This window comes from Wenzhouxiangella psychrophila (assembly GCF_042310375.1).
Classification (GTDB): Bacteria; Pseudomonadota; Gammaproteobacteria; order Xanthomonadales; family Wenzhouxiangellaceae; genus Wenzhouxiangella.
The window spans coordinates 17,658-42,219 of the sequence record NZ_JBHJMQ010000015.1; the positions used below are offsets into that span (position 1 = coordinate 17,658).

Annotated in this window: 22 protein-coding genes; 14 read left to right on the forward strand and 8 right to left on the reverse strand. The window is 62.6% G+C overall.

The window, feature by feature from the left end:
* Position 1 precedes the first annotated feature (1 nt).
* The 5 genes from ACDC66_RS14675 to ACDC66_RS14695 form a co-directional block, all read right to left on the reverse strand.
* Positions 2-718, reverse strand: a complete 717-nt coding sequence (locus ACDC66_RS14675; RefSeq protein WP_376697487.1) for a hypothetical protein — start codon at positions 716-718, stop codon at positions 2-4.
* 221 nt (positions 719-939) lie between these two features.
* Complete coding sequence (locus ACDC66_RS14680; RefSeq protein WP_376697488.1) at positions 940-2,127, reverse strand: UDP-N-acetylglucosamine 2-epimerase; 1,188 nt, start codon at positions 2,125-2,127, stop codon at positions 940-942.
* 112 nt (positions 2,128-2,239) lie between these two features.
* Complete coding sequence (locus ACDC66_RS14685) at positions 2,240-3,295, reverse strand: hypothetical protein (RefSeq protein WP_376697489.1); 1,056 nt, start codon at positions 3,293-3,295, stop codon at positions 2,240-2,242.
* A 60-nt stretch (positions 3,296-3,355) separates the two neighbouring features.
* Positions 3,356-4,225: a glycosyltransferase family 2 protein gene (locus ACDC66_RS14690; protein ID WP_376697490.1), complete on the reverse strand. Its 870-nt coding sequence runs from the start codon at positions 4,223-4,225 to the stop codon at positions 3,356-3,358.
* 15 nt (positions 4,226-4,240) lie between these two features.
* Complete coding sequence (locus ACDC66_RS14695) at positions 4,241-5,605, reverse strand: nucleotide sugar dehydrogenase (protein WP_376697491.1); 1,365 nt, start codon at positions 5,603-5,605, stop codon at positions 4,241-4,243.
* A gap of 247 nt (positions 5,606-5,852) precedes the next feature.
* On the opposite strand from ACDC66_RS14695, the gene ACDC66_RS14700 reads away from it, so the two are divergent.
* Entirely contained in the window at positions 5,853-7,931 is a 2,079-nt protein-coding gene (locus tag ACDC66_RS14700) for a putative bifunctional diguanylate cyclase/phosphodiesterase (protein WP_376697492.1), read from the forward strand.
* A 176-nt stretch (positions 7,932-8,107) separates the two neighbouring features.
* Here the strand turns inward: ACDC66_RS14700 and ACDC66_RS14705 are convergent, their stop codons facing one another.
* Complete coding sequence (locus tag ACDC66_RS14705) at positions 8,108-8,443, reverse strand: DUF2061 domain-containing protein (RefSeq protein ID WP_376697493.1); 336 nt, start codon at positions 8,441-8,443, stop codon at positions 8,108-8,110.
* Positions 8,444-8,627: 184 nt separating this feature from the next.
* On the opposite strand from ACDC66_RS14705, the gene ACDC66_RS14710 reads away from it, so the two are divergent.
* The 5 genes from ACDC66_RS14710 to ACDC66_RS14730 all read left to right on the forward strand — a co-directional run bounded on the left by ACDC66_RS14710 (position 8,628) and on the right by ACDC66_RS14730 (position 15,907).
* Positions 8,628-9,104: a GNAT family N-acetyltransferase gene (locus ACDC66_RS14710; RefSeq protein ID WP_376697494.1), complete on the forward strand. Its 477-nt coding sequence runs from the start codon at positions 8,628-8,630 to the stop codon at positions 9,102-9,104.
* A gap of 196 nt (positions 9,105-9,300) precedes the next feature.
* Positions 9,301-9,927, forward strand: coding sequence for an ECF-type sigma factor (locus ACDC66_RS14715; protein WP_376697495.1), 627 nt, complete (start codon positions 9,301-9,303; stop codon positions 9,925-9,927).
* A 6-nt stretch (positions 9,928-9,933) separates the two neighbouring features.
* On the forward strand, positions 9,934-12,582 hold the full coding sequence (locus tag ACDC66_RS14720) for a tetratricopeptide repeat protein (RefSeq protein ID WP_376697496.1): 2,649 nt from the start codon (positions 9,934-9,936) through the stop codon (positions 12,580-12,582).
* Positions 12,583-12,630: 48 nt separating this feature from the next.
* On the forward strand, positions 12,631-13,563 hold the full coding sequence (locus ACDC66_RS14725) for a DnaJ C-terminal domain-containing protein (protein WP_376697497.1): 933 nt from the start codon (positions 12,631-12,633) through the stop codon (positions 13,561-13,563).
* A 286-nt stretch (positions 13,564-13,849) separates the two neighbouring features.
* Positions 13,850-15,907 carry an oxidoreductase gene (locus ACDC66_RS14730; protein WP_376697498.1) on the forward strand — a complete coding sequence of 686 codons (2,058 nt, stop codon included), beginning with the start codon at positions 13,850-13,852 and terminating at the stop codon, positions 15,905-15,907.
* A 218-nt stretch (positions 15,908-16,125) separates the two neighbouring features.
* On the opposite strand, the gene ACDC66_RS14735 is transcribed toward ACDC66_RS14730, so the two are convergent.
* Both ACDC66_RS14735 and ACDC66_RS14740 read right to left on the reverse strand, forming a co-directional pair.
* Positions 16,126-17,064, reverse strand: a complete 939-nt coding sequence (locus ACDC66_RS14735; protein ID WP_376697499.1) for a homoserine kinase — start codon at positions 17,062-17,064, stop codon at positions 16,126-16,128.
* A gap of 272 nt (positions 17,065-17,336) precedes the next feature.
* Positions 17,337-18,371: a YeiH family protein gene (locus ACDC66_RS14740; RefSeq protein ID WP_376697500.1), complete on the reverse strand. Its 1,035-nt coding sequence runs from the start codon at positions 18,369-18,371 to the stop codon at positions 17,337-17,339.
* A 252-nt stretch (positions 18,372-18,623) separates the two neighbouring features.
* On the opposite strand from ACDC66_RS14740, the gene ACDC66_RS14745 reads away from it, so the two are divergent.
* From ACDC66_RS14745 to ACDC66_RS14780, 8 genes are all read left to right on the forward strand, one after another.
* A complete protein-coding gene (locus tag ACDC66_RS14745; RefSeq protein WP_376697501.1) occupies positions 18,624-19,397 on the forward strand; it encodes an AMP nucleosidase in 774 nt (257 codons plus the stop codon).
* Positions 19,397-20,230 carry a 16S rRNA (cytidine(1402)-2'-O)-methyltransferase gene (rsmI, locus tag ACDC66_RS14750; RefSeq protein WP_376697502.1) on the forward strand — a complete coding sequence of 278 codons (834 nt, stop codon included), beginning with the start codon at positions 19,397-19,399 and terminating at the stop codon, positions 20,228-20,230. Before ACDC66_RS14745 ends, rsmI begins: the two co-directional genes overlap by 1 nt.
* A 76-nt stretch (positions 20,231-20,306) precedes the next feature.
* Positions 20,307-20,990 carry a zinc metallopeptidase gene (locus ACDC66_RS14755; RefSeq protein WP_376697503.1) on the forward strand — a complete coding sequence of 228 codons (684 nt, stop codon included), beginning with the start codon at positions 20,307-20,309 and terminating at the stop codon, positions 20,988-20,990.
* A gap of 188 nt (positions 20,991-21,178) precedes the next feature.
* A complete protein-coding gene (locus ACDC66_RS14760; protein WP_376697504.1) occupies positions 21,179-21,583 on the forward strand; it encodes a globin in 405 nt (134 codons plus the stop codon).
* Positions 21,584-21,849: 266 nt separating this feature from the next.
* The gene (locus ACDC66_RS14765) at positions 21,850-22,491 is read left to right on the forward strand and encodes an SCO family protein (RefSeq protein ID WP_376697505.1); all 642 of its coding nucleotides are present in this window, start codon (positions 21,850-21,852) and stop codon (positions 22,489-22,491) included.
* 14 nt (positions 22,492-22,505) lie between these two features.
* Positions 22,506-23,333: an archaetidylserine decarboxylase gene (gene asd, locus ACDC66_RS14770; RefSeq protein WP_376697506.1), complete on the forward strand. Its 828-nt coding sequence runs from the start codon at positions 22,506-22,508 to the stop codon at positions 23,331-23,333.
* A 175-nt stretch (positions 23,334-23,508) separates the two neighbouring features.
* Complete coding sequence (locus ACDC66_RS14775) at positions 23,509-24,225, forward strand: hypothetical protein (RefSeq protein ID WP_376697507.1); 717 nt, start codon at positions 23,509-23,511, stop codon at positions 24,223-24,225.
* 208 nt (positions 24,226-24,433) lie between these two features.
* Positions 24,434-24,562, forward strand: a 129-nt coding sequence (locus tag ACDC66_RS14780) for a transposase (RefSeq protein ID WP_376697359.1), incomplete at its 3' end; no start/stop codon positions are given.

The window sequence follows — 24,562 nt, forward strand, 5'->3', positions numbered from 1 at the left end:
TTCATTTCCCTTGCCCTGTCCCGCGATCATGAGAATCGTTCCAAAGCGCCTGGGGATTGACCAAGAAATTCATCAGTAGGGCGATGGGGGTAATGACCATCAGCCCGGTGATCCGGTTCAGGGCGGCGGCGACGAAGGCCGCTGCTGGCGCCACACCGACCAGTGCTGCCAACCCGGCGGCCGTCAGTTCCGTCAAGCCCAATCCCGCCGGTGCAATACCAACAAAAGCCGAGGCAACCGGGGCGAACAGGAGCACGAGGATCTGATCGAAGGCTGCAACTTCACCGAGCGCCTGAAAGCAGAAATAGAGCCTCAACCCACCTGTGATTGCGAGCCCGAACTGGGTGGAAGCCAACGCGCCGAGATGAATGACACCTGAATTGTTGAAACCTCTTAAACCCGAAAGGGCGATCGTTGCGGCAACGGAGGCCAGGAGAGCGGCGATGAAACCGTAGGAGTGCAGTTCAAGAAAAAAGAAGCCGGCCGATGCAATGGCTGCTGCGATTCCCAGCCACGCCATTCCCACCAGCAGTGTGAGCGCAACGGCTCGCTTGTACCCGATCCCGTCAGAGGCCAGCGCGACTGTCCGCACGGCAGCGCCACCTGGCAGCGGAAGGAGATTTGCTGCGGTGCTCATGATCGTGACCACCAGGGCGCGTCCGGTATTCATTCGAACCGAACCGACACGCGCTGTGATCAGGAATACGAGGGCGTTCATGCATATCGTGACCAAGACCAATCCGACAACCATCAACCAGGCGTCGATGGCAATGTCATCAAAGAGTCCCGGTTGCGCCCTATGCGCCAGCCAGAGGCCGCCCGCAAATAGAAGCGTAGCGACGACTAGTGCGACTCGCCTGAATTCGGGCTTCTTGACGAATGCGCTTCGACTCCGAATGAGACCGAGTAACTCCTGTGTCCGTTGGGATGGATTCCGGATCATCTCTTATGGCCGACGTTGCGGATGTGCTCTACGATGAAGTCGGACGGGGAAGGTGAATTCGATATGCGTAAACGGTCTGAATTGCCGGACAAGGCTTGTGAGACGAACGACCTCAGAGCATTGAAGTCGAAGCTGCACAGCAGAGCGAGATCACCGATCCCTTCTTGCCTTTCGGTTGTATCCCGCAGCAGTAGGGTCGGTTTGCCAAGGTAGTGCAGCTCTTCCTGGTTGCTTCCGCCGTCCGTTATGACGAATGCGGCACCTCTCAGGAGCTGGACGAACGGGATGTACGACATCCGGTTCCGAGTGCGGATCCCAGGCAACGAATCAATCGAATCCCGCAGCCCATAGTGTGCCAACCGCTTTTCCGTCGCCGGATGCAGAATGAATTCCACGTTGACCTTTGTGGCGATCCAGGCCAGGGCTTTCGCCAGCCAGCGCATTCTTTGGCGTGAGAAGATGTTCTCGAATCGGTGGATGGATACCACGCAGTAAGGCATGATAGGTTGCGGGTCTGGAATCAGAACCGCGCTGGCAAGCGCATGGCGAAGCGAGTCGAGCAGGGTGTTTTCCCGAGTATCGACTAGCAGGCCCCGTTGTCCAGGGAGATTGCCAGCCGCCCAGGACCCGGGTGCATAGTGAAGCTGAGTAAAGCGGGAGACCAGAATCCGCGTCAGCTCCTCTGGGAAGGGGTCAGTGAGTTTGAACGACCGCAGGCCGGCTTCGATGTGTGCTACCGGGCACCCTGCCAGTCGACCGGCTATCGCTCCCGCCAGCGTCGAAACAGTGTCGCCATGGACGAGCACGAGGTGCGGGTTGCCCGATCTGTCACGAAGAATACGGTCCCTGAGTCTGAACAATCGAAGCACGACTTGCGGTAGCCAGAGCAGCATTTTTCCGATTCCGCTGATTTCCGTGCCCGGGAAGAGTTCTGTTGGTTTCGTTTCAATCTCGAAATCCGCAAGAATCTCGGGGATCGTGATCTGGTGTTGGCCCGTCAGAACCAGCTGATACGGGTGCTCGTGCGCTTCGAGACTTCGGAGAACGGGGGCCATCTTGATGGTTTGCGCCCGGGTGCCAAGAACCACGGTAACAGCCCGCTCTTTAGTGCCAAGCCATCTTCGCAGGGATCTGCCGCGCGGATAGCTGGATCTGGTTCCGGCTTCTTCCCGCGCGATTGTCATTCAGTAAGCTCCCTTGAGATCGTTGACATACAGGCTAGGTACCCAAGTTTTCTGGGGGGGGTCATGCCAATCGAGATTGGGTGTGGCTCAATCAAGAATCGCGTTCTTCGGGCTATTTCGTGTCGACAAGGGATGTGACGACTTTTCGGAAATAGGGCATGTCCCCTTCGATCAGCAAGCATTCCGTATTGTCGAGCAATTGCGAGAAAGTGTCTCGTTCGTTATCGATAGCGTCCCGTACCTGGTTCGTGTCGTGCAGGTAGTCGAATGCGCAAAACAAGGGGCTGTTCATGAACGTGAACTCGGTCCGGTTGGAAGCCGTCAGTAGGGAGTGTGCTGTGTCCGACTCGATTGGTCTTGTCGAACAGGTGGGCGAACGTCTCAGAAAGACGACGTGGGTGGCTTGCGTGGGTTGCGCCATTTTTTGCTCACCGACATGCGAACAGATGGGGATGCGTTTGGTGGGGCCGAAGTTGCCGTAAAAGGGAATATTCCTGAACAGCCATTGAGAGCCCCTCGAGCCCAGGCTGGAAAGTTCGCTCGGAGATACATTGGTTGCCGTATAGGGGCAAGCATAGATGTTTCTCCCGTCGGTGGCCACAAGGTCGTCGCCAAAAAGTTTGCATGGTCCGTTCAGAGTCAGGTCAAAAGAAGTAGTCGACTTGCCGGTGTTCGAGAGCCCGACTGCGACCACGCACGCCGTGTCACTCTGTATCGCTGCTGCATGCAGCAGTGCAAAGTGCTTTAGGAGGAGTTGGATATTCAGGAGGTCCCTGAGGAGCCAACCCACCGAATGCATATTCCCCAATGTCATGCGACCCAGCTTGTGATACGTCGGGTTGACTTCGAGGGTGGCGCGTCCCGGTTGGTTCGTATAACTGCACTCGATCTTTGCGAACCGGCTGATCGGCACCTCGATGGATATCTTATTCCTAGCATCACGTCGATATAGTTTTCCAGCCGGAATCAGCTTGTTATCCTGAGGTGTTCTGACTTGATAAGCCAGGTTGATCCCGGCCTCTCGACCCTCCACTCGTATTTTCGGCAGTTCGCTGATTCGACTGCAGGCAAGCGGGAAGTTAGGGATTCTCTGCCGATTTGACCGGAGGTTTAGCACGCCTGGGATCAGGTCGATTTCGAATTCAGCGCTTTCCGTGTTGGCAGTCATTGGCGAGTGTTCGGATATCCGCTCATGGTGAGGTCGCAAGTTTCCGTCGTGCGAGCTCGTTCAAGGTCGGTCTTGGTAGATCAAGGTCGTTATCTGTTCGGAAATGAGGCCGATCAGGAAAATTATGACGGCCGCGCTCATCAGGAGTACTGTCATGTTCGTGAAGCGGCCCATCTCGAGGAAAGTATAGATGTAGTATCCCAGTCCGATCAGGAAGAACACCCCACTGGCTGGAAGGAATAGCTTGAGAGGCGAATAGAGCGTGGCGATTTTGAAAATGATCAGCAAAAATCGTATGCCGTCTCGTATGGGGCGAATATGGCTCCTCCCCGTACGCTGAGCAGTCTGGATCTCGACGAATTCCACTGGAAAGCCCGAACGCATGAATGCCATGGTGATGGTGGTCGGGTAGGAAAATCCGTTGGGTAGCAGGTACAGGAACTTCCGAAATTTTCTGGAGCGCACGGCGCGAAAGCCAGAGGTGAGATCTGGAATCGTGTGGCCGGTGACGATCGAGGCGACGAGATTGTAGATGCCGTTGGCCATCAGGCGTCCGGCGTTGGCGTGGGAGCTGGCGCTGGAACGCGCGCCCACGACCATGTCGAAGCCCTGGTCAAGCTTTTCGAGCAGGCGCGGGATGTCGGTCGAGTCGTGCTGACCGTCGCCGTCGAGGAAAACCAGGATTTCTCCTGTTGCTCTGCGGGCGCCGCGTTTGACGGCCGCACCGTTGCCGAGTGCGTGCGGGTGGCGCTCCACAGTGGCGCCGGCTTTCTGGGCGATTTCTGCCGTTTCGTCGGTGGAGCCATCGTCGACGACGATGATCTCGGCTTCCGGCAGATGCTTGCGTACGCCTTCGACGACCTGTCCGATGGCGGCTTCTTCGTTCTTGGCCGGGATGATGACCGAAATGCTGCCTGGGGCTGGTTCCATGCTCGCCTGCGTTATCTAGAGTTGCGCGTCTGTTTCCTGCGCCGGGAAGGCACCCTTGACATCGTAGACGACGTGGCGCGGCTGGGCCAGTGTTTTGATGGCCTGGATGCCGTTTTCGATGAAGCAGTTGTGGGCGACGGCGATGACGATGCCGCCGTAGGTGCCGGCCTGTGGTGTGTTGACCATTTCGATGCCGTACTCGTCGCGGGCGTATTCGGCTTCCACCCAGGGGTCGTAGACATCGACTTTGATGTCGTAGGTCTGGAGTTCGCGGACGATGTCGATTACGCGCGTGTTGCGGATGTCGGCGCAGTTTTCCTTGAAGGCCAGGCCCATGACCAGCACGCGGGCGTCGCGAGTGTCGATGTCCTTTCGGATCATGTGCTTGACCAGCTCGCCGGCGATGTAGCGGCCCATGCCGTCGTTGATGCGCCGGCCGGCCAGGATTACCTCGGGGTGGTAATCCACCGCTTCGGCCTTGTAAGTCAGGTAGTAGGGGTCGACACCGATGCAGTGGCCGCCGACCAGGCCTGGCCGAAAGGGCAGGAAATTCCACTTGGTGCCGGCGGCTTCCAGGATTTCCGTGGTGTCGAGATTCAGGCGGTTGAAGATCAGCGCCAGTTCGTTGACCAGGGCGATGTTGAGGTCGCGCTGGGTGTTTTCGATGACCTTGGCGGCCTCGGCCACGGCGATTGAGCTGACGCGGTGGGTGCCGGCCTCGACGACGCTGTTGTAGAGCGCGTCGACGAACTCGGCGGCTTCGGGGGTGCTGCCGGCTATGATCTTGACTACGTTGCGCAGGCTGTGGGCGGTGTCGCCGGGGTTGATGCGTTCGGGGCTGTAGCCGACGAAGAAATGTTGGCTGGTTGGCTGGTTAGCTGGTTGGCTTGTTGGGGTCGGCTCGCCTTCGGCTTTGCCGTCCGGCCCGCTGTTCCAGGCGCAATGGAGGCCGCTTTCGTTTTCCAGTATGGGGATGCAGACTTCTTCGGTGCAGCCGGGGTAGACGGTGGCTTCGAAGATGACGAGGTCGCCGGGTTTCAGGTGGGGCGCGATGGCCTTGCAGGCGCCTTTCAGCGGCGACAGGTCGGGCCGTTTGTTGAGCGTGACCGGTGTGGGGACGGCGACGATGTAGACCTGGCAGTCGGCCAGGTCTTCGGTGTTGGCGCTGAAGCTCAGCTGCGTTGCGCCGGCGAGCAGCTCCGGGGTGACCTCGCGCGTGGCGTCCTTGCCCGCCTGGAGTTCGCTGATGCGCCTCGTGTTGATGTCGTAGCCGAGGGTCGGCTGGCGTTCGCCGAAGGAGATGGCCAGCGGCAGGCCGACGTAGCCCAGGCCGATAATGGCAATCCGGGTCTCGTCGGGACGGGACAAGTGGTCATTCATTGGCTTGAATTCGGACGTCTGAAAACCGGGACGAAGTGTATGACAGAAAACCGCCAAGGGCCACAGGAGCTATTTTCCGGTCCTGATGCGAGGGTATATTTTTCGGAAAAACATAAAGTTACAAAGCTTTTGTGATGTGCTTCACAATCTGCTATTGTCAACGCCTTGAAGGCGGCTGACTTGGGAGGTGGCTGCAATGCTGACTCGCGTAAGCACTCCGGTGAGGGAAAATGAGGATCATCAGCCGATGACACGGGACAGGGATCTGCTCGGCCCGGCAAGGGATCTATGGAAGGGCGTCGGTGGTGACGAACTGTCGAGCATGCTGCTCGATGTTATGCCGGGCATCTTCTACCTGGTGGATACGCGCGGGCGGATTCGATTGTGGAATACCCACCTTGAAGCCATGACCGGCTACAGCGGCGATCACATCGCCCGCATGTCCGTACTGGAGTTCTTTGCCGAGGCCGACCGGGATTCGGTCGAACTCGCGCTGGAAAAATGCCTGGTGGACGGCCAGTCGGCGATCGATGCATCGGTTTTGACCGCGCGTGGTGCGAGCCCGCCGCATCATTTCCAGGGCCGCAGGGTCGAGCTCAACGGCGAGCAGATGGTCGCCGGCGTGGCGCTGGATGTCTCGCGCCTGAAGGCCGTGGAGGCCGACCACGCCCGGCAGCGCATCCAGCTCGAGCGCCTGGCCAACCATGTGCCCGGTGCGGTCTACCAGCTTCAGCGCGACGTCGATACAGGCCGGCTGTGGTTTCCCTATGCCAGCGCCAAGTTCCACAAGGTGTTCGGGTCCGACTTTTCTGCGGTGGCGGAAGATGCGATGCCGTTGTTCGAGCGCATCCACGAGGCCGACCACGATCGAGTGATGAGCGCCGTCAGTCGCAGCGCCGAGACGCTGGAGCCGTTTTTCGAGCAATTTCGAATGTTCCCCATGAATCGGCCGAGAAACGAGCAAAACCTCGAGTGGGTGGAAGTCGATTCCGGGCCGGAGAAATTGTCCGACGGAAGCGTCGTGTGGCACGGCTTCGCGCGGCTGGTGACCAAGCGCCGGCAACTCGAGCGCAAACTCACGCGGCTGGCCTACTATGATGATCTGACCGGTCTGCCCAACCGGGCCCACCTGCAGTCGACCCTGCGGGACGAGATTGCCATCGCGGCCTCGGCGCGCGAAGAACTGGCCGTACTCTATCTCGACCTGGACAATTTCAACGACATCAACGATGCCTGGAGCCACACCGCCGGCGATCGCCTGCTCAAGGAAGTGGCCGAGCGGCTGGATTCCCTGCTTGGCGACGACGGCCTGCTTGGACGCGTCGGCGGTGACGAGTTCCTGATCATCCTGCGGGGGCGTGGCGTGCGCAGCCGGGCCGAATCCCTGGGCGACGAGATCTGCCGCACCATGGAAGCCCCCATGCGGATCGACGAGCGCCAGGTTCGCATGACGATTTCCATCGGCATCAGCCTGTTTCCGGACGATGCGGATTCGGCCGAAGACCTGGCTCGGCATGCCGATGCCGCGGTTTATAAAGCCAAGTCGCTGGGGCCGGGTCGTTGGGCGAGGTACTCGCGCAAGTTGACCGAGGCGGCGCGTGCCCGTCGCTATCTTGAAACCGAATTGCGCAATGCCATCGAGCGCGAGCAGATCCAGGTGGCCCTGCAGCCGATCGTTGCACTGGCCGACGGCAGGCGGGTTGCCGTCGAGGCGCTGGCTCGCTGGTACCACTGGGAGGACGGCTGGCTCTCGCCGGATCGGTTTGTCGCCATGGCCGAAAAGCGCGGACTGGTGGCGGCACTGGGTGAACAGGTCTATCGGCGTGCCATGCAGGCCGTGGCGGGCATGGACGGCACCAACCTGGCCATCAACGTGGCCCCCGGCCAGCTGCAGGATCCGGATTTCTGCGTGCGCTTGCTCGAGATGGGCGAAAAGGCCGGTCTCGGGCCGGAGCGAATCGAAGTCGAGATTACCGAGCGCGCCTTCATGCGTGACAGTACCGACACGCTCAAGCAGATCAACCGGCTTCGCGAGGCCGGAATCAGTGTGACCATCGACGATTTCGGCGCGGGGTTTTCCTCGCTGGGGTACCTGCGGCGCCTGCCGGTGCAGCACCTGAAGATCGACCGTATGTTCGTGCGCCACATCGAGGACGACAACGCCAGCGCGGCCATCGTCCGCGCGGTGACGAGCCTGGCGCACGACCTGGGCATGGCCGTCACCGCCGAGGGCGTGGAGACTGCCGCAGAAGCGGATTTCGTGCGAAGCGTGGGCTGCGACTACGCCCAGGGCTGGTACTACGGACGGCCGGATTTGGTGGAGTAGTCAGGTTGGCTGGTTAGCTGGTTGGCTTGTTTCCGCGTTCTGGAAACGCTATTCCATCCTGTCATCCCGGAAACGCCTCTCCAGACTGTCGTCCCGGAAACGCCGCAGGCGTTATCCGGGATCTCGCACGGTTCGAGTGGCACTCAGTTGAAGCCCGGACGACAGGTGAGGGGGCTTTACGCGGGCTCTCCGGCCGGGACGGCGCGGGACTCGGGTGCGCGCCGCGCCCGCCACTGGCATTGCAGGCAGCGGGCGATGGGGTCGACCTGGCGCGACGCTTGGCTGGCAAGGAGCGATTCGGCCGGCGGTGCCACGTGGTCCGGGTTGCTGGCGGTACGGAATCCCAGGCGCTCCCAGACCTTTTCATGGAAGAAGTAGGCAATGGTGTTGACGGCCGGCTCGATCATGGCCACGGCGCCGCCAAGGGCCAGGCTGCCGGTCATCAGGTAGACGACGGCGAAGGCCACGGTCATGTGCATGATGGCGAATGTGAAAGTTTTCCGGCTGGCCATTTTCGATATCTCGTGGAGCTTGAATTGGAACAATAACGATTCTCGCTCATACAGACAAATGATTATCGGGATTGTTTCAATAGCATCAGTCTATTGACCGGTTGTGAGGCGGCAACTCACGGATGACCCGGCTCGCCGTCTGGCGTAGCATTTCGCCTCACACCGCTATCTGAAGGCCGACGCCATGACCGAATCCCTCGAAATCCGCCCGGCGCGACACGGCGATGAGCTGCTCCTGCTCGATCTCATTCGCGAGCTGGCCGTCTACGAAGAACTGGCCGACGAGGTGGCGGCTACGCCGGATGATCTGGCCGAATCGCTGTTCGGCGCGAGCGCGGTGGCCGAGGCGGTGGTTGCCGAGTGGGACGGCGAGCCGGTGGGTTTCGCGCTGTTCTTCCGTAATTACTCCACCTTCGTCGGGCGCCCGGGCCTGTACCTGGAAGACCTGTTCGTGCAAGAGCCGTATCGCGGCAAGGGCATCGGCAAGGCACTGTTGCTGCACCTGGCCGGCATTGCCAGGGCGCGCAATTACGGTCGCATGGAGTGGAGCGTGCTCGACTGGAACCATCCGGCTATCGATTTCTACAACAGCCTCGGGGCGCGGCCGATGTCGGAGTGGACGGTGTTCCGGCTCGACGAGAAGGCGCTGGCGGATTTGTAACCGCGTTCGATGCGCTCCCGCATCCCACGAATGCTGTCGTCCCGGAAACGCCGGAGGCGTTATCCGGGATCTCGCAGGGACCGTTTGGAACTGAGTTGAGGCCGTGCCTGAAGTTAAGTGCGAGGTCCCGGATATTCTCTATGCGAATTCCGGGACGACAGATTGGGGGGGCAGCTTAAGCGTGCATTAAGGCAGAATGTGGCACACTGCGTATCTCCAATTAAACGAAAAATCGGGCGCGATCGTGTCGACTTCGCAGGATGTCATTTCGGAAGGGGAGGTGACGAGGATGCTTTCGGAGCTGCGTGAGCAGCCCGATACGATTGATCGCATCCTGCCCTTGATCTACGACGACCTGCGCGAAGTCGCACGCTGTCAGCAGGCGCGTTTCGGATCCACCCCCACGCTGCAGACCACCGAGCTGGTGCACGAGGCCTTTCTGAAGCTGCGTAACAGCGCTGATCAGAACATCCGCAACCGGATGCATCTCAAGCGCCTCAGCTCCCTGGCCATTCGCCAGCTCATCGTCGACCATGCCCGCAGCAAGCTGGCGGCCAAGCGCGGCTCCGGCCAGACGCCCTTGAGCCTCAATGAGGAACTGGCAGGTGCCGCCAACGGCAGCGAGGAGACGGTGCTGATGATCGACGAGGCCCTGGCCCGCCTCGAGGAAGCCAACCCCAGATTGGCCGAAGTGGTCATCGCGCGCTTTTTCGGCGGCCAGACGGCCGACGAGATTGCCGAAATGCTCGATGTTTCCGTGCGCACGGTGCAGCGCGACTGGGAGCGCGCCCGCGCCTGGCTGCTGGTGGAAATGCAGAGCTGAGGCGTTGTGGACCGGACTGATCGCAAGCCCACCGGACGCCTGACTCCAACCCGCCGGCGTCTGCTCGACCGCCTGCTCGACGATCTTTTTGATCGCCCCGAAAACGAACGCGAAGCCGCGCTGGCGCAGGTGCGCCAACGCGCGCCGCGACTGGGCGCCTGGCTGGAGCGCCTGCTGGCCGCCAGCACGGAACCCGGTGGCCTGCTCGACGAATCCGCTCGCCCGCTGGTTGCCGACGCTCTGGATGCGAAAACGCGCGGGAGTGAACCGGCGCTGGAACCGGGCACGCGCCTGGGGCCGTGGCGACTGACCGAGCTGGTCGGTACCGGCGGCATGGGCGAGGTCTACCGGGCCGAGCGCGCCGACGGTACTTTCCGTATGCAGGTGGCCGTCAAGCTGATTCGCAGCCACAGCGACGACCTGGCGCGCCTGCTGACCTACGAGCGCCAGACCCTGGCGATGCTCAATCATCCCGGAATCGCCCGCCTGCTCGACGGCGGGGTCACCGAAGACGGGCGGCCCTACCTGGTGATGGACTGGGTCGAGGGCGAGACGCTCGACGAGTGGATTGAGAATCAGCGCCCGGAGCCGGCCGAAATACTGCGCATTTTCCGGGAAGCCTGCGAGGCTGTCGCCGCGGCCCACCGCGAGCTGGTTGTCCATGGCGACATCAAGCCGGCCAATCTCAAGGTGACCGATAGTGGGCGGGTGTGCCTGCTGGATTTCGGCGTGGCCCGGCTACTCGATCGAGACTTTCAGACGGACCTGCCGGCGGCGGTGACGCCGGGCTTCGCGGCACCGGAAGTGCTCGAAGGCCAGTCGGTTTCCACGGCGGCGGATATCTATGGCCTGGGCGCGCTGCTGCACTGGCTGGTTTACGGTTGTTCGCCGGAGCGCCGGGCGGATCGGCGAGTCGCCGCCCGCTGGCGCGGCTACCGGCGCCGGCGGGATCTCGATGCCATCGTCGCGCGCGCCACCGATGCCGACCCGGCCATGCGCTATGCCACGGTCAACGCCCTGGCTCTGGACGTCGGTCGGCTGCGGGAAGATCTACCCGTTCGCGCTCGCCGCGTGGGTCTGGTTGAACGCACCATCCTGTGGTCGCGCCGCCATGTCGTCGGTGCGGCACTCGGCGCCCTCGCGGTCGTATTGCTCGTCGGCGGCGTGTCGGCCGTCGCCTGGCAGGCCCGCGTAGCGGCGGTCGAGCGCGATCTCGCGCGCGCCGAGGCGGCGCGGTCCAATGCCCTGCGCGAGCACCTGACCCTGCTGTTCCGCGAAGTCGGCAGTTTGTCGGAAGACACCGAGAATTTGACCGCGCGTGAGCTGCTCGATCGAACCGCCGATGTTGCGGGCGAGTGGCTGGCCAATGATCCGGACCTGCGCCAGCAGGTCAACGCCGTGCTGGGCGAGATCATGATCGCGCTCAACGATTACTCCGCGGCCGAGCCACTGCTGGCCGATTTTGCCGAAAGCGACGAAGGGACGAACAACCCGCTGCTGCACTCCATTGCACTGCTGGACATGGCGCAGGTCCATCATCGCAAGGGCCGGGTGCAACCGGGCCTGGCGGCCGCCGAAAAGGCGGTGGCCATTCTCGAGTCGCTGCCGGGCACGCATCCGGCGCGGATGTCCGATGCGCTTCAGATCCGCGGCCGGATCCGGCGCGACCTGGGCCAGTGGGAAGGTGCGCTGTCGGATCTCGAGCGCGCGCGCGAACTCGCGCTGGACGTTTCGGCCGGCCCGCGCCCGCTGATGGCGCGGGCGGAAAACAACCTGGCCACGACCCTGCTCATCGGCGGCCGGCTGGAAGCCGCCGCGCAGCATTTCGAGGCGGCCGAGGCATTGTGGTTGGCGCTCGACCGTGGCGACGCCAGCGACGCGCTGTCGGTGACGGCCAATCTTGCCTCGGTGCTTGATCGACTGGGCCGTACCGAGGAAGCCGAGCAGCGCCTCAAGCGCGTCATCGAAATTCGGAAGGAACAATACGGCCCGTCAGGAGCAATGGCCGCGGCCCGGCTCAACCTGGGGCGGCTGCTGGTGGTTCGCGGCGCCCTGGACGAAGCTGAAACGAACCTGCGGCGTTCCAGTGAGGTGTTCGCGCGTTTTATCGGCGACGAGACGCCGGATTACGCCGCCGCCCAGTTGGGGCTGGGCGAGCTCGCGGAAGCCCGTGGTGATCTGGAGCGGGCCCGGGAGCGCTACCTGCGCTCGCGCGAGATCATGACCGGGTTGCTCGGAGAGCGTCATCCTTACAGCCTGCAGACGCGATTGTCCGTGCTCAACGTACGGCGTCGACTCGAAGGTGAGTTCGACCCGGAGGCCTATGCCACGCTCGCGGCCGATGCGGAGGCGGCCGGAGGCGCCGCCCGTTCGGTGCTTTCCTCCATTACCTGTGATCGTGCCCGGTTCGAGATGGAGCGCGGAAGGCGGGAAGCGGCCCTGGCGCAGGCCCGCCAGTGCCTGGAATTGCGCGAGAGTCTCGGGCTCGGCGGCTGGCGCATTACCGAGGCCCGGGCGTTGATCGCCGCGGCCGATTCGCCCGCCGGGCCCAGCGGGGAGGGATCCAGCGAAGTGATCGAGCGCCTCGCGCAGGAAATGAATCCCGATCATCCGGCCGTCACCTGGTTCGGGCGCCGCTTGAGTTCCGGATCGTGACCCTCATTCAATAGGCAGCGAACCAAGTTTCCCCAGGCGGTTGCAGGCATGAAATTCAAGGATTACTACAAGACGCTGGGCGTCGAACCGGACGCCTCGGCCGATGACATCAGAAAGGCCTACCGCAAGCTGGCGCGCAAGTACCATCCCGACCGCAACAAGGAATCGGGATCGGAGGACCGGTTCAAGGAAGTCGGCGAGGCCTACGAGGTTCTCAAGGACTCTGAAAAGCGCAAGCAGTATGACCAGCTGCGTGCCGGCGGCTGGCGCGGGGGCGAGGACTTTCAACCGCCGCCGGGCTGGTCGGGCGGCGCCGGCGGGCAGGCGCGCGGTGGCCAGGGTTTTGGCGACTTCGGCGATTTCAGCGATTTTTTCGAAACCCTGTTCGGCGGCGGTCTGGGCGGTATGGGCGGTGGCATGGGTGGGCGTGCCCGCCGCCAGGCACGAGCCAAGGGCCGCGATATCACCGCCAGTGTCGAGATTGACCTGGATACCGCCTTTCACGGCGGCAAGCGCCGCATCACCCTCGATCGCGGCGGCCAGCGCCAGAACCTGGATGTGAACATTCCGGCCGGCGTCACGCCCGGGCGAAAGATCCGCCTGTCCGGGCAGGGCGAGCCGGGCGTCGGCGGCGGTCCCTCCGGCGACCTGTACATGGAGGTGAAGATCGCGCCGCACCCGCTTTTCCGTCTGGAGGGTCGCGACATCCATCTCGATCTGCCCATTGCGCCGTGGGAAGCCGCGCTGGGCGCGGAAGTGCGCGTTCCCACGCTCGGCGGCAAGGTCACCACCAAAGTCCCCGCCGGCTCGTCCAGCGGCAAACGCCTGCGCCTGAAAGGCCGAGGCCTGCCCGGCAAGCCCGCTGGCGACCAGATCGTCAACCTCAAGGTGGTCGTGCCCGAGCCCAAGACCGAGCGGGAGCGGGAGCTCTATGAAGAGTTGGCTGAAGCCAGCGGCGAAAATGTCCGGAAGGGGCTGTGACTGAAAATCAAAACCTTTGAAACGCAAAGACGCAAAGCAGCAAAGGACGCAAAGAGAAACAAAACCCAAAAATTGAACACCAATAACCACGAAAAACACGGAAGCCACACTGTTTTCCGTTGTCATCTGTTTTTTATATTTTCCAATCTTGGCGTTCTTTGCTGCTTCGCGTCTTTGCGTTTTAAAGATTTTCCCTGACGACCTTGATGATCGGAAACCGACTTTCCTAAAACCTCCCGTCCTTCCCCGGGCATAATGGGGGCCCTTCCATACGCCAAGGTATGCCGTGACCGAAGCCACCCCCGCCGCCTACCCAAACATCTTCCGTCCGCTCGATCTCGGGCATGTGACGCTGCCCAACCGGATCCTGATGGGTTCGATGCATACGGGGCTGGAGGACCGGTTGTGGAACTGGCCGAAGCTGACTGCCTACTTTGTCGAGCGTGCCCGTGGCGGCGCCGGGTTGATGGTGACCGGCGGTATCGCCCCCAATCGGCGCGGCTCGCTGGCGCCGCTGGCCTCCAAGCTCACCAACCGGCTCGAGGCCCGTCGGCATCGGCGCATGACCGAAGCAGTCCACGAAGCCGGCGGGCGCATCTGCATGCAGATCCTGCATGCCGGGCGCTATGCCTATCATCCGTTCTCGCTCGCGCCTTCGGCCATCCAGGCGCCGATCAATCCCTTCAAGCCCAGGGCGCTGACCTCGAAGGGTGTCGAGAAGCAGATTCGGCATTTCGTGCGCGCGGCGAAACTCGCGCAGCGTGCCGGCTACGACGGCGTGGAGGTGATGGGCTCGGAAGGCTATTTCATCAACCAGTTCCTGGTGCCGCGTACCAACAAGCGAACCGACGAGTGGGGTGGGGCGTTCAAAAATCGCATGCGCATTGCCGTCGAAATCGTGCGGCGTACGCGCGAGGCGGTGGGCAGTGACTTCATCGTCATCTATCGCCTGTCCATGCTCGACATGCTCGAAGACGGCAATAGCTGGGAGGAAGTGGTCGAGCTGGGCAAGGCCATCGAAGCCGCGGGTGCGAGCATCATCAACACCGGCATCGGCTGGCACGAGACGCGCATACCCACGATCGCCACGTCCGTGCCGCGCGCCGGCTATGCCTGGGTCACGCGCAAGTTCCGCGACACGGTAAAGATTCCGCTGGTGACCACCAACCGGATCAACATGCCGCACACCGCCGAGGAAGTGCTCGAGCGTGGCGATGCCGACATGGTGTCGATGGCACGGCCCTTCCTGGCCGACCCGGAGTGGGTCAACAAGGCGCGAGCAAAGCGCGCCGACGAGATCAATACCTGCATCGCCTGCAACCAGGCCTGCCTGGACCACGTATTCGAAAACAAGAAGGCGAGCTGCCTGGTCAACCCACGCGCCGGGCACGAGACCGAGCTGATCATCCGCCCGGCGGAGAAGAAGAAGCGCGTGGCGGTTGTCGGCGCCGGTCCGGCCGGCCTGGCCGCGGCCACCACGGCTGCCGAGCGCGGTCACGATGTCGTGCTGTTCGAGGCCATGGACCGTATCGGCGGTCAGTTCAACATGGCCAAGCGCATTCCCGGCAAGGAAGAGTTCGTTGAGACGCTGAGATACTTCGGCCGACAGATCGAGCTCAACAACGTCGACCTGCGCTTGAATACGAAGGTTGATGTGGCGGACCTGAAAGAAGAAGGCTTCGACGAGGTGATCGTCGCCGCCGGAGTGCTGCCGCGCGATCCGGGGATTCCCGGCGAGGATCATCCATCGGTGCTCGGCTACATCGACGTGCTGCTGCACGACAAGCCAGTGGGCAAGCGCGTTGCCGTCATTGGTGCCGGCGGCATCGGCTTCGACGTTTCCGAGTTCCTGGTCCACGGCGCGGTGCCGGGCGAGCCCGATCCCGACGAACCCACGCCGGAGAATTTCTTCGAGCAATGGGGCGTGGATATGTCGATCGAGCGACGTGGCGGCGTCGAGGGGCTCGAGCCCGACTTCCACGAACCGGCGCGGGAGGTCTACCTGCTTCAGCGCAAGACCACCAAGCACGGCAAGGGCCTGGGCAAGACCACCGGCTGGATCCACCGCAAGTCGCTCAAGGAGTTCGGCGTGAACATGCTCGGCGGGGTGAGCTACGAATCCATCGACGACGAGGGCCTGCACATCCGCATCGACGATGAACGGCGGGTGCTGGAAGTCGACAACATCGTCATCTGCGCCGGCCAGCTCTCGCGCACCGAACTGGTCGAGCCGCTGGAGGCCGCGGGCATGAACGTCCACGTCATCGGCGGCGCCCACATCGCCGCCGAACTGGATGCCAAGCGCGCCATCGCGGAGGGCACCCGTCTCGCGGCCGAGCTTTAGGCCGGGCAGGAAAACCTTTGGAACGCAAAGACGCAAAGCAGCAAAGAACGCTAAGAAATAAAAAGCAACAAGGCAGGTAACCACGGAAGAACTGTAAGGCTGGTGTTAACCCAGTTCGGTGTTTCTTGGTTTTCTTTTGATCATTCAACTTTTTGTTTTTCTTTGCGTTTTAAAGATTTTTATCCCGCTCAGTCGTCCGCCGCGGATGCGACTGCAACCTATGCCAACCGCGCGCCCGGCGCATCGACTGGGGACATGATGGCGGTGGCCGCCAGCCCGGGCTTTTCGAAGGCCTCGACCATGGCTGGTGCGGCGACATGGGCTTCCGGGGCACTGCCGAACCAGGCGAAAACGCTTGGCCCGGAGCCGGACAGGCTGGCGCCCAGGGCCTGGTGATCGAGCGCTGCTTGCTTGACGGTCTCGAAGCCGGGAATCAGGCCGGCGCGTCGCGGCTCGACCAGCACGTCCTTCAGGCCCGCGCGGATCAGGTCGAGATCGTTGCCGTAACAGCCCGCCAGGACGCGCGCCAGGTTGGCCTGGGCGGCGGTGATATCGGTCAGTTTGAACGGTGCCTCCAGTGCTTGCCGGGTTGCCCGCGTTTCGATCGTCATTTCCGGTGTGACCACGACGGCCGTCAGTCCGTCGGGCACGGGAATGCGAATCAGGTCGGCGCCGGCGGCCAGCAGCAGGCCGCCGAGTAGCTGCGGCCCCACGTTGTCGCCGCAGTCGGCGCCCGAAGCCACCCGTTCGCCTTCCAGTGCGTAGGGGTAGAGCGCTGAATGCGCCAGCGGTTCGTCGAGCAGCGCGTTCGCGGCCACCACGGCCGCCACGGCACTGGCCGCCGAGCCGGCCAGCCCCGATGCCAGCGGGATGCCCTTGTCGATGAGGAGTTCGATGCCGGCGTCCGGCGCGTGGTCGGCCAACAGCGAAGCCACGGCGCGCGAAGCGGTGTTTTCGTCGCAGGCGGTTGGCAGGTCGGTGGCCACGCCCGTGATCTCGACGATGCGTACACCCGGTTCGTTGGCAAGGCGCGCCGTAACGCGATCACCAGGGCCTTCAATGGCATGCCCGAGCAGGTCGAAGCCGACGGCGACATTGCCGACGCAGGCGGGGGCGGTTGCCGTTGCGGTTGTCGTTGCCGTTCGATTGTTTGTCATCGTGCTCTGCTCCGCGATTTCTTTCGACGGTTCGCTGGTTGGCTTGTTTGCTTGTTGGCTAGTTCGACATCCGAGCGATCAGGAGAGCGGCCTCGCCGCGTGATCCCTTGAGACAGACTGACAGGTCGACGCTCAGGTCGGTGGCATCTCGGCATTTGCGGCGTAGCCGCCCCGCAATGCCATCCGCGCCGAACCAGCCAACCAGCAAACAAGCGAACCAGCGAACCAGTCGTCCGGCTAGCGTCTACCAGCCAATATAAGTCTCCGCGTATCTACGTGTAATTGATCCAGATGACGGATGTGCCGAACATGATCGCCGCGGCGGTGACGGCTGCCACGGCCGGTTTCCAGCCGTGGGCCTTGAGTTCGGAGGGTTGCACGGTTGTCGCTAATGCCGCCATGGCCATGGCGAAGGCGAACATCGAGGCCTGGGCCACCACGGTCAGGAATCCATTCCAGAGTGCATGATCGGGGCCGAGCAGGGCATCGACGCCGCTGCGTACACCCGAGAGCAGGATGAAAGCGACGATGAACAGCGGCAGGCTGACTTTAGTCGAGCCGCCTTCGTGCCGACGCGAATACAGCCAGACGAGGCCGGGGATCATGACCAGCATGCCGGCGTTGCGCATCAGCTTGGCCACGGTGGCGGCCACCAGCGTGCCCTCGGATTCCCAGGCTTGTTCATGCAGGGCCGCGGCGGCGGTGACCTGGGCGGTGTCGTGGATGGCCACGCCCATGACGAAGCCGATCTCCTGCGGTGTCTCGAACAGGTGATTCAACGCCCAGGGGTAGAGCAGCGTCGCGGCAAGGCCGATCAGTGCGATGCAGGCGATGGCATAGCAGATCTCGTCGCTTTTCGCCTTCAGTCCGGGTGCGGTGGCGGCAATGGCCGAGGCGCCGCAGATGGACGTTCCGGCGGCCAGCAGAATACCCAGTCGTGGTGCGGCACCGGCCAGGCGGGCGAGCAGCAGGGTCACGCCCAGCCCCACCAGCACCACCAGGATCACCAGCGGCAGGGCCTGCGCACCGAGTTGCCCGAGATCGGCGAGGCTCAGGCGCAAGCCGATCAGCGCCACGGCGGTCTTGAGCAAGGGGCCGCGGGCGAAATCCAGCCCCGGCTTCCAGGCAGGCCGACGCTGGACCGGTCCGGCCAGTACAAGCCCGGTGACGATGGCTACGAGCATCATGCTCAGCGGCAGCGAACCCACCGGCGGCGGCAACAGGGCGACCAGGCGCACCACCACCCAGGCGCCGACGGCAATGCCCAGGGCGAGCGTCAGCCCCGAGAGCTTGTCGGAAGCGGTCATTATCGTGAAGTCAACGCAAGTACAAAGGCATGATAGGTTATTCGACATCATGAGTTTGCTGGTTGGCTTGTTTGCTGGTTAGCTGGTTCGGCATCCGCGAGAATTGGAGGGCGGCGGTGCCGCGAACGCTCTGGTGCTTACCGAGCGAAAAATGCCCGCCAAACGTCTCGCGGCGCAGCCGCCCCGCAAGGCCATGGGAACCGAACCAGCCAACCAGCCAACCAGCCAACAAAAACGGTAGAACGGATTCAAATGGACACAAAACAGAGCATCGTCGAAAACTGGTTGCCGCGTTATACCGGCACCGAGCTGGGCGACTTCGGCAAACACATTCTCCTGACCAACTTCGACAATTACGTCGACAAGTTCGCTGCCGCCATGGGGGTGGAGGTGCAGGGCAGGGATCGGCCCATGCGCACCGCGACTGCCGAGGACATCACCATCATCAATTTCGGCATGGGATCGGCCAATGCCGCAACGATCATGGACCTGCTTTCGGCCATTCATCCGCGTGCCTGCCTGTTCCTGGGCAAGTGCGGTGGACTCAAGAAGAAGAACAAGCTCGGCGACATGATTCTACCGATCGCCGCGATTCGCGGTGAAGGAACATCGGCTGACTATTTTCCGCCCGAAGTCCCGTCGCTACCGGCCTTCAAACTGCAGCGCGCGGTTTCCTCGACCACGCGTGACCATGGCCTGGACTATTGGACGGGCACGGTCTATACCACCAACCGCCGGGTGTGGGAGCACGACAAGGACTTCAAGAAGTACCTGCGCAAGACGCGCTGCATGGCCATCGACATGGAAACGGCCACGATCTTTACCACCGGCTTCGCCAACTCCATTCCGACCGGTGCGCTGCTACTGGTTTCCGACCAGCCGATGGTGCCCGACGGCGTCAAGACAGACGCCTCGGATCGAGCCGTTACGCAGCACTACGTCGATAAGCAGATTGCCATCGGCGTCGACGCACTCAAGGAAATTCGTGACGAGGGGCGTTCGGTCAAGCACCTGCGCTTCGACTGATGAGCGAGGCCGGCACGCTGTGGGTCGTCGCCACGCCGATCGGCAATCTCGACGATCTCTCCCCACGCGCAAGATCCCTGCTCGAATCGGTGCCGGTGATCGCCGCCGAAGACACGCGCGTTTCTTCCCGCTTGCTGTCAGGTCGCGCAGAGCGGGCCGAGCTTGTCAGCCTGCACGAGCACAACGAGGCGCGCGTGGTCGAGCATTTGATCGAACGGCTGGCCTCGGGCACCGACATCGCCCTGGTCAGTGACGCCGGAACCCCACTGATTTCCGATCCGGGCTATCGCCTTGTCTCGGCTGCGCATGACGCCGGCGTTCCCGTACGCACCGTGCCGGGCCCCTGCGCGGCCACAGCCGCGCTCTCGATCGCCGGCCTGGCGACCGACCGATTCTGGTTCGAGGGTTTCCTGCCGGCGAAATCTGGTGCCCGGCGCAAGCGCCTGGGGGCGTTGGCCGGGCAGATGGCTACCCTCGTTTTTTACGCCCCGGCACGCGACCTACCGGACGTGCTTCGGGACATGATCGCCGCCTTCGGCCCGCAACGCCGCGCCACCCTGGCGCGTGAGCTGACCAAGCTGCACGAGACCGTCAGACGCGACGAACTGCAAGCGCTACACGACTGGATCGTTGCCGATGCCGATCAGCAGCGCGGCGAGGCCGTCCTGGTCGTCGCCGGCAGCGAAGATGCCCAGCCCGCAGTCGACCCCGGCGTCCTGGCCGAGGAACTGGCTCGCGAGCTGCCACCGTCGCGCGCCGCGAAGGTGTTGGCCCGCCTCACGGGTCTTAATCGCCAGGAGGCGTTTGAGCTGATCGAAGCGCGGCGGAGATAGGAACCAGCCAACCAAATCACCCCTGCCTGCTAAAATCGCTTTACCTTCGGACCCACCGGCCGCATCCGCCGCCTCCATGCCCATCGTCATACTGATCTTGATCGCCGCCGTCGTGTTCCTGCCTCAGTGGTGGGTCAAGCGCGTGCTGGCTAAATACCGCAAGCCCGACGATCGCTATCAGGGCACCGGTGGCGAGCTGGCGCGGCACCTGCTCGACCGGCTGGGGCTCGAGTCGGTCGCGGTCGAGCAGACTGATTCGGGAAGTGATCACTACGACCCCGAAGCGCGCGTCGTCCGGCTGAGCCCGGAACACTACGGCGGGGCTTCGCTGACGGCGGTGACGGTTTCCGCGCACGAGGTGGGCCACGCCGTCCAGCATGCCGACGGCTACCGGCCGCTGCTGTGGCGAACCCGCCTGGTCAAGACGATGCAGCGTTTCCAGCGCTTCGGCATGGTGCTTCTCGTGCTCGCGCCCGTCGCCATGCTGGCTCTGCGCCTGCCGCGCGCGGGCCTCATCCTGCTTGCCATGGCGGTAGCCTCCCTGGCTTCCGGGGTTATCGTGCACCTGATTACGCTGCCGACCGAGTTCGACGCCAGTTTTCGTCGTGCTCTGCCAATGCTCGACAAGGGTGGCTATTTAAAGCGCGAAGATCGTGGCGCGGCGCGTCGTATTCTTACCGCCGCGGCCTTTACCTACGTTGCCGGGGCACTGATCGGCGTGGTCAATTTCTGGTGGTGGATGAGGCTGCTCGGGCGATAAAGCGTCCTGCGCGTTGGCTTGTTCGCTGGTTTTCTGGTTGGCTGGTTCGGCGCGGATATGGTTGCGGGGCGGCTTGGCCGCGCAAGGCTCAAGGCAGGTAACGAAGTTCGGTCTTGATTGAGATCAAGAGACGCGCGGGTGTCCTTTCCTAACATGTGCGCCGGCTAATATTCAGGAAGAAAATCGACATGTCCGAGACCTATGCGGACGTGCAAGCCAGTTATGGTCGTTGCACGCGAAAGAGGGGATTCATCACGCGCTTCTACGAGCTGCTTCTGGCAAGCGACGAGCGCATGGCGCCGATGTTTTCCCATACCGACTGGACCCAGCAGAACAAGGCCTTGCGACGAGGGATCAGCATTGCCTTGACCTACGCTGGGGGCTCGAAGATCGTCGAGCGCCCGCTCAAGGAGATGGCCGATGTTCACTCGCGCTCCGGCCGTGTCCCGGTCGAGCCCGAGCTCTACGGCTTCTGGCGTCAAAGCCTGCTTCAGGCCGTGCGGGAACATGACGACCGACTGACTCCGCAGTTGGAGGAGAAATGGGCCGAGGCGCTGAAGAAGACGACGGATTTCTTTGTCGAACGGTACTAGCCCTTCTCAGTTTTGTCGTCCCGGCCTCCGAGCCGGGACCTCGCAAGGGCCGGGTAGCACGGCCTTAATGCATTGCTTCTCGAGCCGTGCGAGACCCCGGATAATCACGCGCTACCGGCATTCCGGAAGCCCTTCTTTCGCCTGACGGCGAAAACCGGCCTTCCTCCATTGCCTGCGCTGCGCGATTTCCGGGGCGACAAAGTTTCCCGAACCCCGAACCCAGAAGCCTGAAACTTTTAGATCCACCCGCCCGTTATAATCGTCCCATGACTTCGATCAACGCCCCCCGCGCCGCCTCCGGCCGAATTTTCCTGATGATCGTGATCGCCCTGGCGGCGATCGCCACGGGTATTGTGGTCTCGTCGATTCTGTTCGATCGCACGCAGACGATGCGCGCCGCGCAGGCGTTTCCCGAAGCCCGGCCGCTGACGGACTTCGAACTGCGGACGGCGGCAGGGGAGTCGCTTACCCCCGGGGATCTGAAGGGGCAGTGGTCGTTGTTGTTCTTCGGGTTTACCAACTGCCCGGATATCTGCCCGGACACCCTGGCCGTGCTCGATGCCGCCATCGAGGATCTCGACACCATGGGCGCCACTTCAAGGCCCCGCGTGGTGTTCGTTTCGGTCGATCCGGGGCGTGACGATGCCGAGGCGCTGCGCGACTACGTGAGCTGGTTCGACGAGTCCTTCATCGGCGCCACGGGTTCGGAGGCTCAACTGAAATCCCTGACGAAGAATCTCGGCATCTACTACGCCCTCGATGAGCCCGACTCCGAGACCGGCTTCTATACCGTGGACCACTCGGCCTCGATTCTGATCGTCGACCCCGAGGGTCGGCTCTACGGCCGTTTCGCGCCCCCGCTGGATCGTCAGGCCATCGCGGCCGACCTGTTTTCCCTGGCCCGATGAAGGGGCCGCTCTCGGTGCGGCTGCGGGTTTGGCCGCAGTACGTTCTTCCACAGAAACTGCTCACCGCCATCGCCTGGCGCCTGTCCTCGTGTCGCTGGCGCTGGTTCAACCAGCCGTTCATTCGCGTTTTCACGAGGCTGTTCGGCGTGGATCTTTCGGAAGCCGAGCGCAGCGATCCGATCGAGTACGACTGTTTCAACGACTTCTTTACCCGTTCGCTCTCTGAAAGTGCGCGCCCCATCGCCGACGAGCGGCATCGCCTGGTTTGCCCGGCCGACGGCACCGTCAGCCAGCTCGGCCGTCTCGAGGACGACGCCATCGTCCAGGCCAAGGGCATCGACTACACGGCGACCGAATTGCTGGGTTCGGCCGAGCGAGCCCGTCCGTTCGAGGATGGTCACTTCATCACTGTTTATCTCTCGCCGAAGGACTATCACCGCGTGCACTCGCCCGTTGCGGGAAAGGTCGTCGAGGAAGTGCGTGTGCCCGGACGCCTGTTCAGTGTCTCGGCCAACACAACCCTGGCCGTGCCACGGCTGTTCGCGCGCAACGAGCGTATGGTGGCCATGCTCGAGACTGAACAGGGTCCCGTGGCCGTGGTGATGGTGGCCGCGATGCTGGTTGCCGGCATCGAAACGGTCTGGGGCGGTCCGGATGACAGGCGCCCGGGTGGAGACATTCGAAGCCGATCCATCGATGGGTTCGAGCTGGCCCGCGGCGGGGAACTGGGGCGATTCCACTGGGGGTCCACGGTCATCATCCTGACCCCGAGGGACTTTCCCGGCTGGTTGCCCGACCTCCGGCCCGAAGCAAGAGTGCGCATGGGGCAGGCGCTGACCTGAGAAAACCGGGTAACCACGGAAGGCACGGAAATCACGGAGAAAGAGCACCATTCCGGTCTTTCGGAGGTTATCGATTTTCCGTGCCTTCCGTGAATTCCGTGGTTCCAGGTTTTTGCTTCATCCCAATGGCACAATGGCGGTGAACTAACCCGACCCTGAACACGTCCAATTGCGCATGAAAAAGATTACTGCTATCGCATTGATGCTCCTGGCGCTGCCCCTGGCGGCGCAGGAAGGCACCGAATCCGACGAGTCGGAAGAAAACGAGCCGATCACCACCCCGTCGCAACGCGCGGCCGAGGCGGATTACGTTGTCCTGGCCCAGCTCGATATCTACAAGTACGAGGAAAAGCGCGAAGTGCCCATCGAGGGCGATTCCTGGTTCGATGTGTTGGTGCCCTACAAGGTGCCGATGCCGATCGAGCGTTTGAAGGTGGTCGAGGAAGGCTTCGGCGAGGGCAAGTGCTACTTCGAAGACGCCGAATTGTTTACCGAAATGCCGCGTTACCTGCTATTCCTGGTCGACTACGAAGAAGGGGATGCGGGAGAAGTGCGCGGTCATCCCGACGGCTGTGCCCTGCCGGTCGTGACTACCACCGACAACCAGTACGTGGTGCGCTGGCCGATCGAGAACATGCGCTTCGAGGGTGATGTGGAATCTCTCGTGCAGGAATTCGAGTTCCAGGGCCCCGGATCTTTTATCGATCTCAGCGACCTCGTCAGCTATCGCCGCGAGGAGGAAATCGAGCGGCTCCACCTGGTGCCGGCCAAGGACGACCGCCGTCGTCGTGAAATCTATCGTTATACCCGCGGTATTCCCCTGGGTACTTTCCGCGAGGCGTTAATCGGCACCGACAACCTCACCCGGGACCGCATCCAGCGGGGGAATTAGGGCAACCGTCGTCCCGGAGGCGCCGAAGGCGTTATCCGGGATCTCGCACCTGCGAGGAGCGTATCTGTCAGACTGAGCCGTGCAGATTTTCAGCGCGCGAGGCCCCGGCTCTTCGCTTGGCGGAGCTTGCCCCGGACGTGATCCGGGGGCCGGGTGGACCGCCCCCGAAAAAGTAGACACCTCAATTTTGACAGATGGAGAGGTGTTTATGACCAAGCATTTAAGGCGTTCATTTTCTGAGGATTTCAAGCGTAAAGCGGTCGATCAGTCGTTCGAGACGCCCGAGACTGTGCAGGCTGTGGCTGGTAAATTGGGCATTCATCCTGTCCTTTTGAGT

Excerpts from the sequence above, each read along its gene's own strand:
- ACDC66_RS14675 (WP_376697487.1), bottom strand. The coding sequence starts at position 718 with ATGAACGCCCTCGTATTCCTGATCACAGCGCGTGTCGGTTCGGTTCGA.
- ACDC66_RS14680 (WP_376697488.1), bottom strand. The coding sequence starts at position 2,127 with ATGACAATCGCGCGGGAAGAAGCCGGAACCAGATCCAGCTATCCGCGC.
- ACDC66_RS14685 (WP_376697489.1), bottom strand. The coding sequence starts at position 3,295 with ATGACTGCCAACACGGAAAGCGCTGAATTCGAAATCGACCTGATCCCA.
- ACDC66_RS14690 (WP_376697490.1), bottom strand. The coding sequence starts at position 4,225 with ATGGAACCAGCCCCAGGCAGCATTTCGGTCATCATCCCGGCCAAGAAC.
- ACDC66_RS14695 (WP_376697491.1), bottom strand. The coding sequence starts at position 5,605 with ATGAATGACCACTTGTCCCGTCCCGACGAGACCCGGATTGCCATTATC.
- ACDC66_RS14700 (WP_376697492.1), top strand. The coding sequence starts at position 5,853 with ATGACACGGGACAGGGATCTGCTCGGCCCGGCAAGGGATCTATGGAAG.
- ACDC66_RS14705 (WP_376697493.1), bottom strand. The coding sequence starts at position 8,443 with ATGGCCAGCCGGAAAACTTTCACATTCGCCATCATGCACATGACCGTG.
- ACDC66_RS14710 (WP_376697494.1), top strand. The coding sequence starts at position 8,628 with ATGACCGAATCCCTCGAAATCCGCCCGGCGCGACACGGCGATGAGCTG.
- ACDC66_RS14715 (WP_376697495.1), top strand. The coding sequence starts at position 9,301 with ATGTGGCACACTGCGTATCTCCAATTAAACGAAAAATCGGGCGCGATC.
- ACDC66_RS14725 (WP_376697497.1), top strand. The coding sequence starts at position 12,631 with ATGAAATTCAAGGATTACTACAAGACGCTGGGCGTCGAACCGGACGCC.
- ACDC66_RS14735 (WP_376697499.1), bottom strand. The coding sequence starts at position 17,064 with ATGACAAACAATCGAACGGCAACGACAACCGCAACGGCAACCGCCCCC.
- ACDC66_RS14740 (WP_376697500.1), bottom strand. The coding sequence starts at position 18,371 with ATGACCGCTTCCGACAAGCTCTCGGGGCTGACGCTCGCCCTGGGCATT.
- ACDC66_RS14745 (WP_376697501.1), top strand. The coding sequence starts at position 18,624 with ATGGACACAAAACAGAGCATCGTCGAAAACTGGTTGCCGCGTTATACC.
- rsmI (WP_376697502.1), top strand. The coding sequence starts at position 19,397 with ATGAGCGAGGCCGGCACGCTGTGGGTCGTCGCCACGCCGATCGGCAAT.
- ACDC66_RS14755 (WP_376697503.1), top strand. The coding sequence starts at position 20,307 with ATGCCCATCGTCATACTGATCTTGATCGCCGCCGTCGTGTTCCTGCCT.
- ACDC66_RS14760 (WP_376697504.1), top strand. The coding sequence starts at position 21,179 with ATGTCCGAGACCTATGCGGACGTGCAAGCCAGTTATGGTCGTTGCACG.
- ACDC66_RS14765 (WP_376697505.1), top strand. The coding sequence starts at position 21,850 with ATGACTTCGATCAACGCCCCCCGCGCCGCCTCCGGCCGAATTTTCCTG.
- ACDC66_RS14775 (WP_376697507.1), top strand. The coding sequence starts at position 23,509 with ATGAAAAAGATTACTGCTATCGCATTGATGCTCCTGGCGCTGCCCCTG.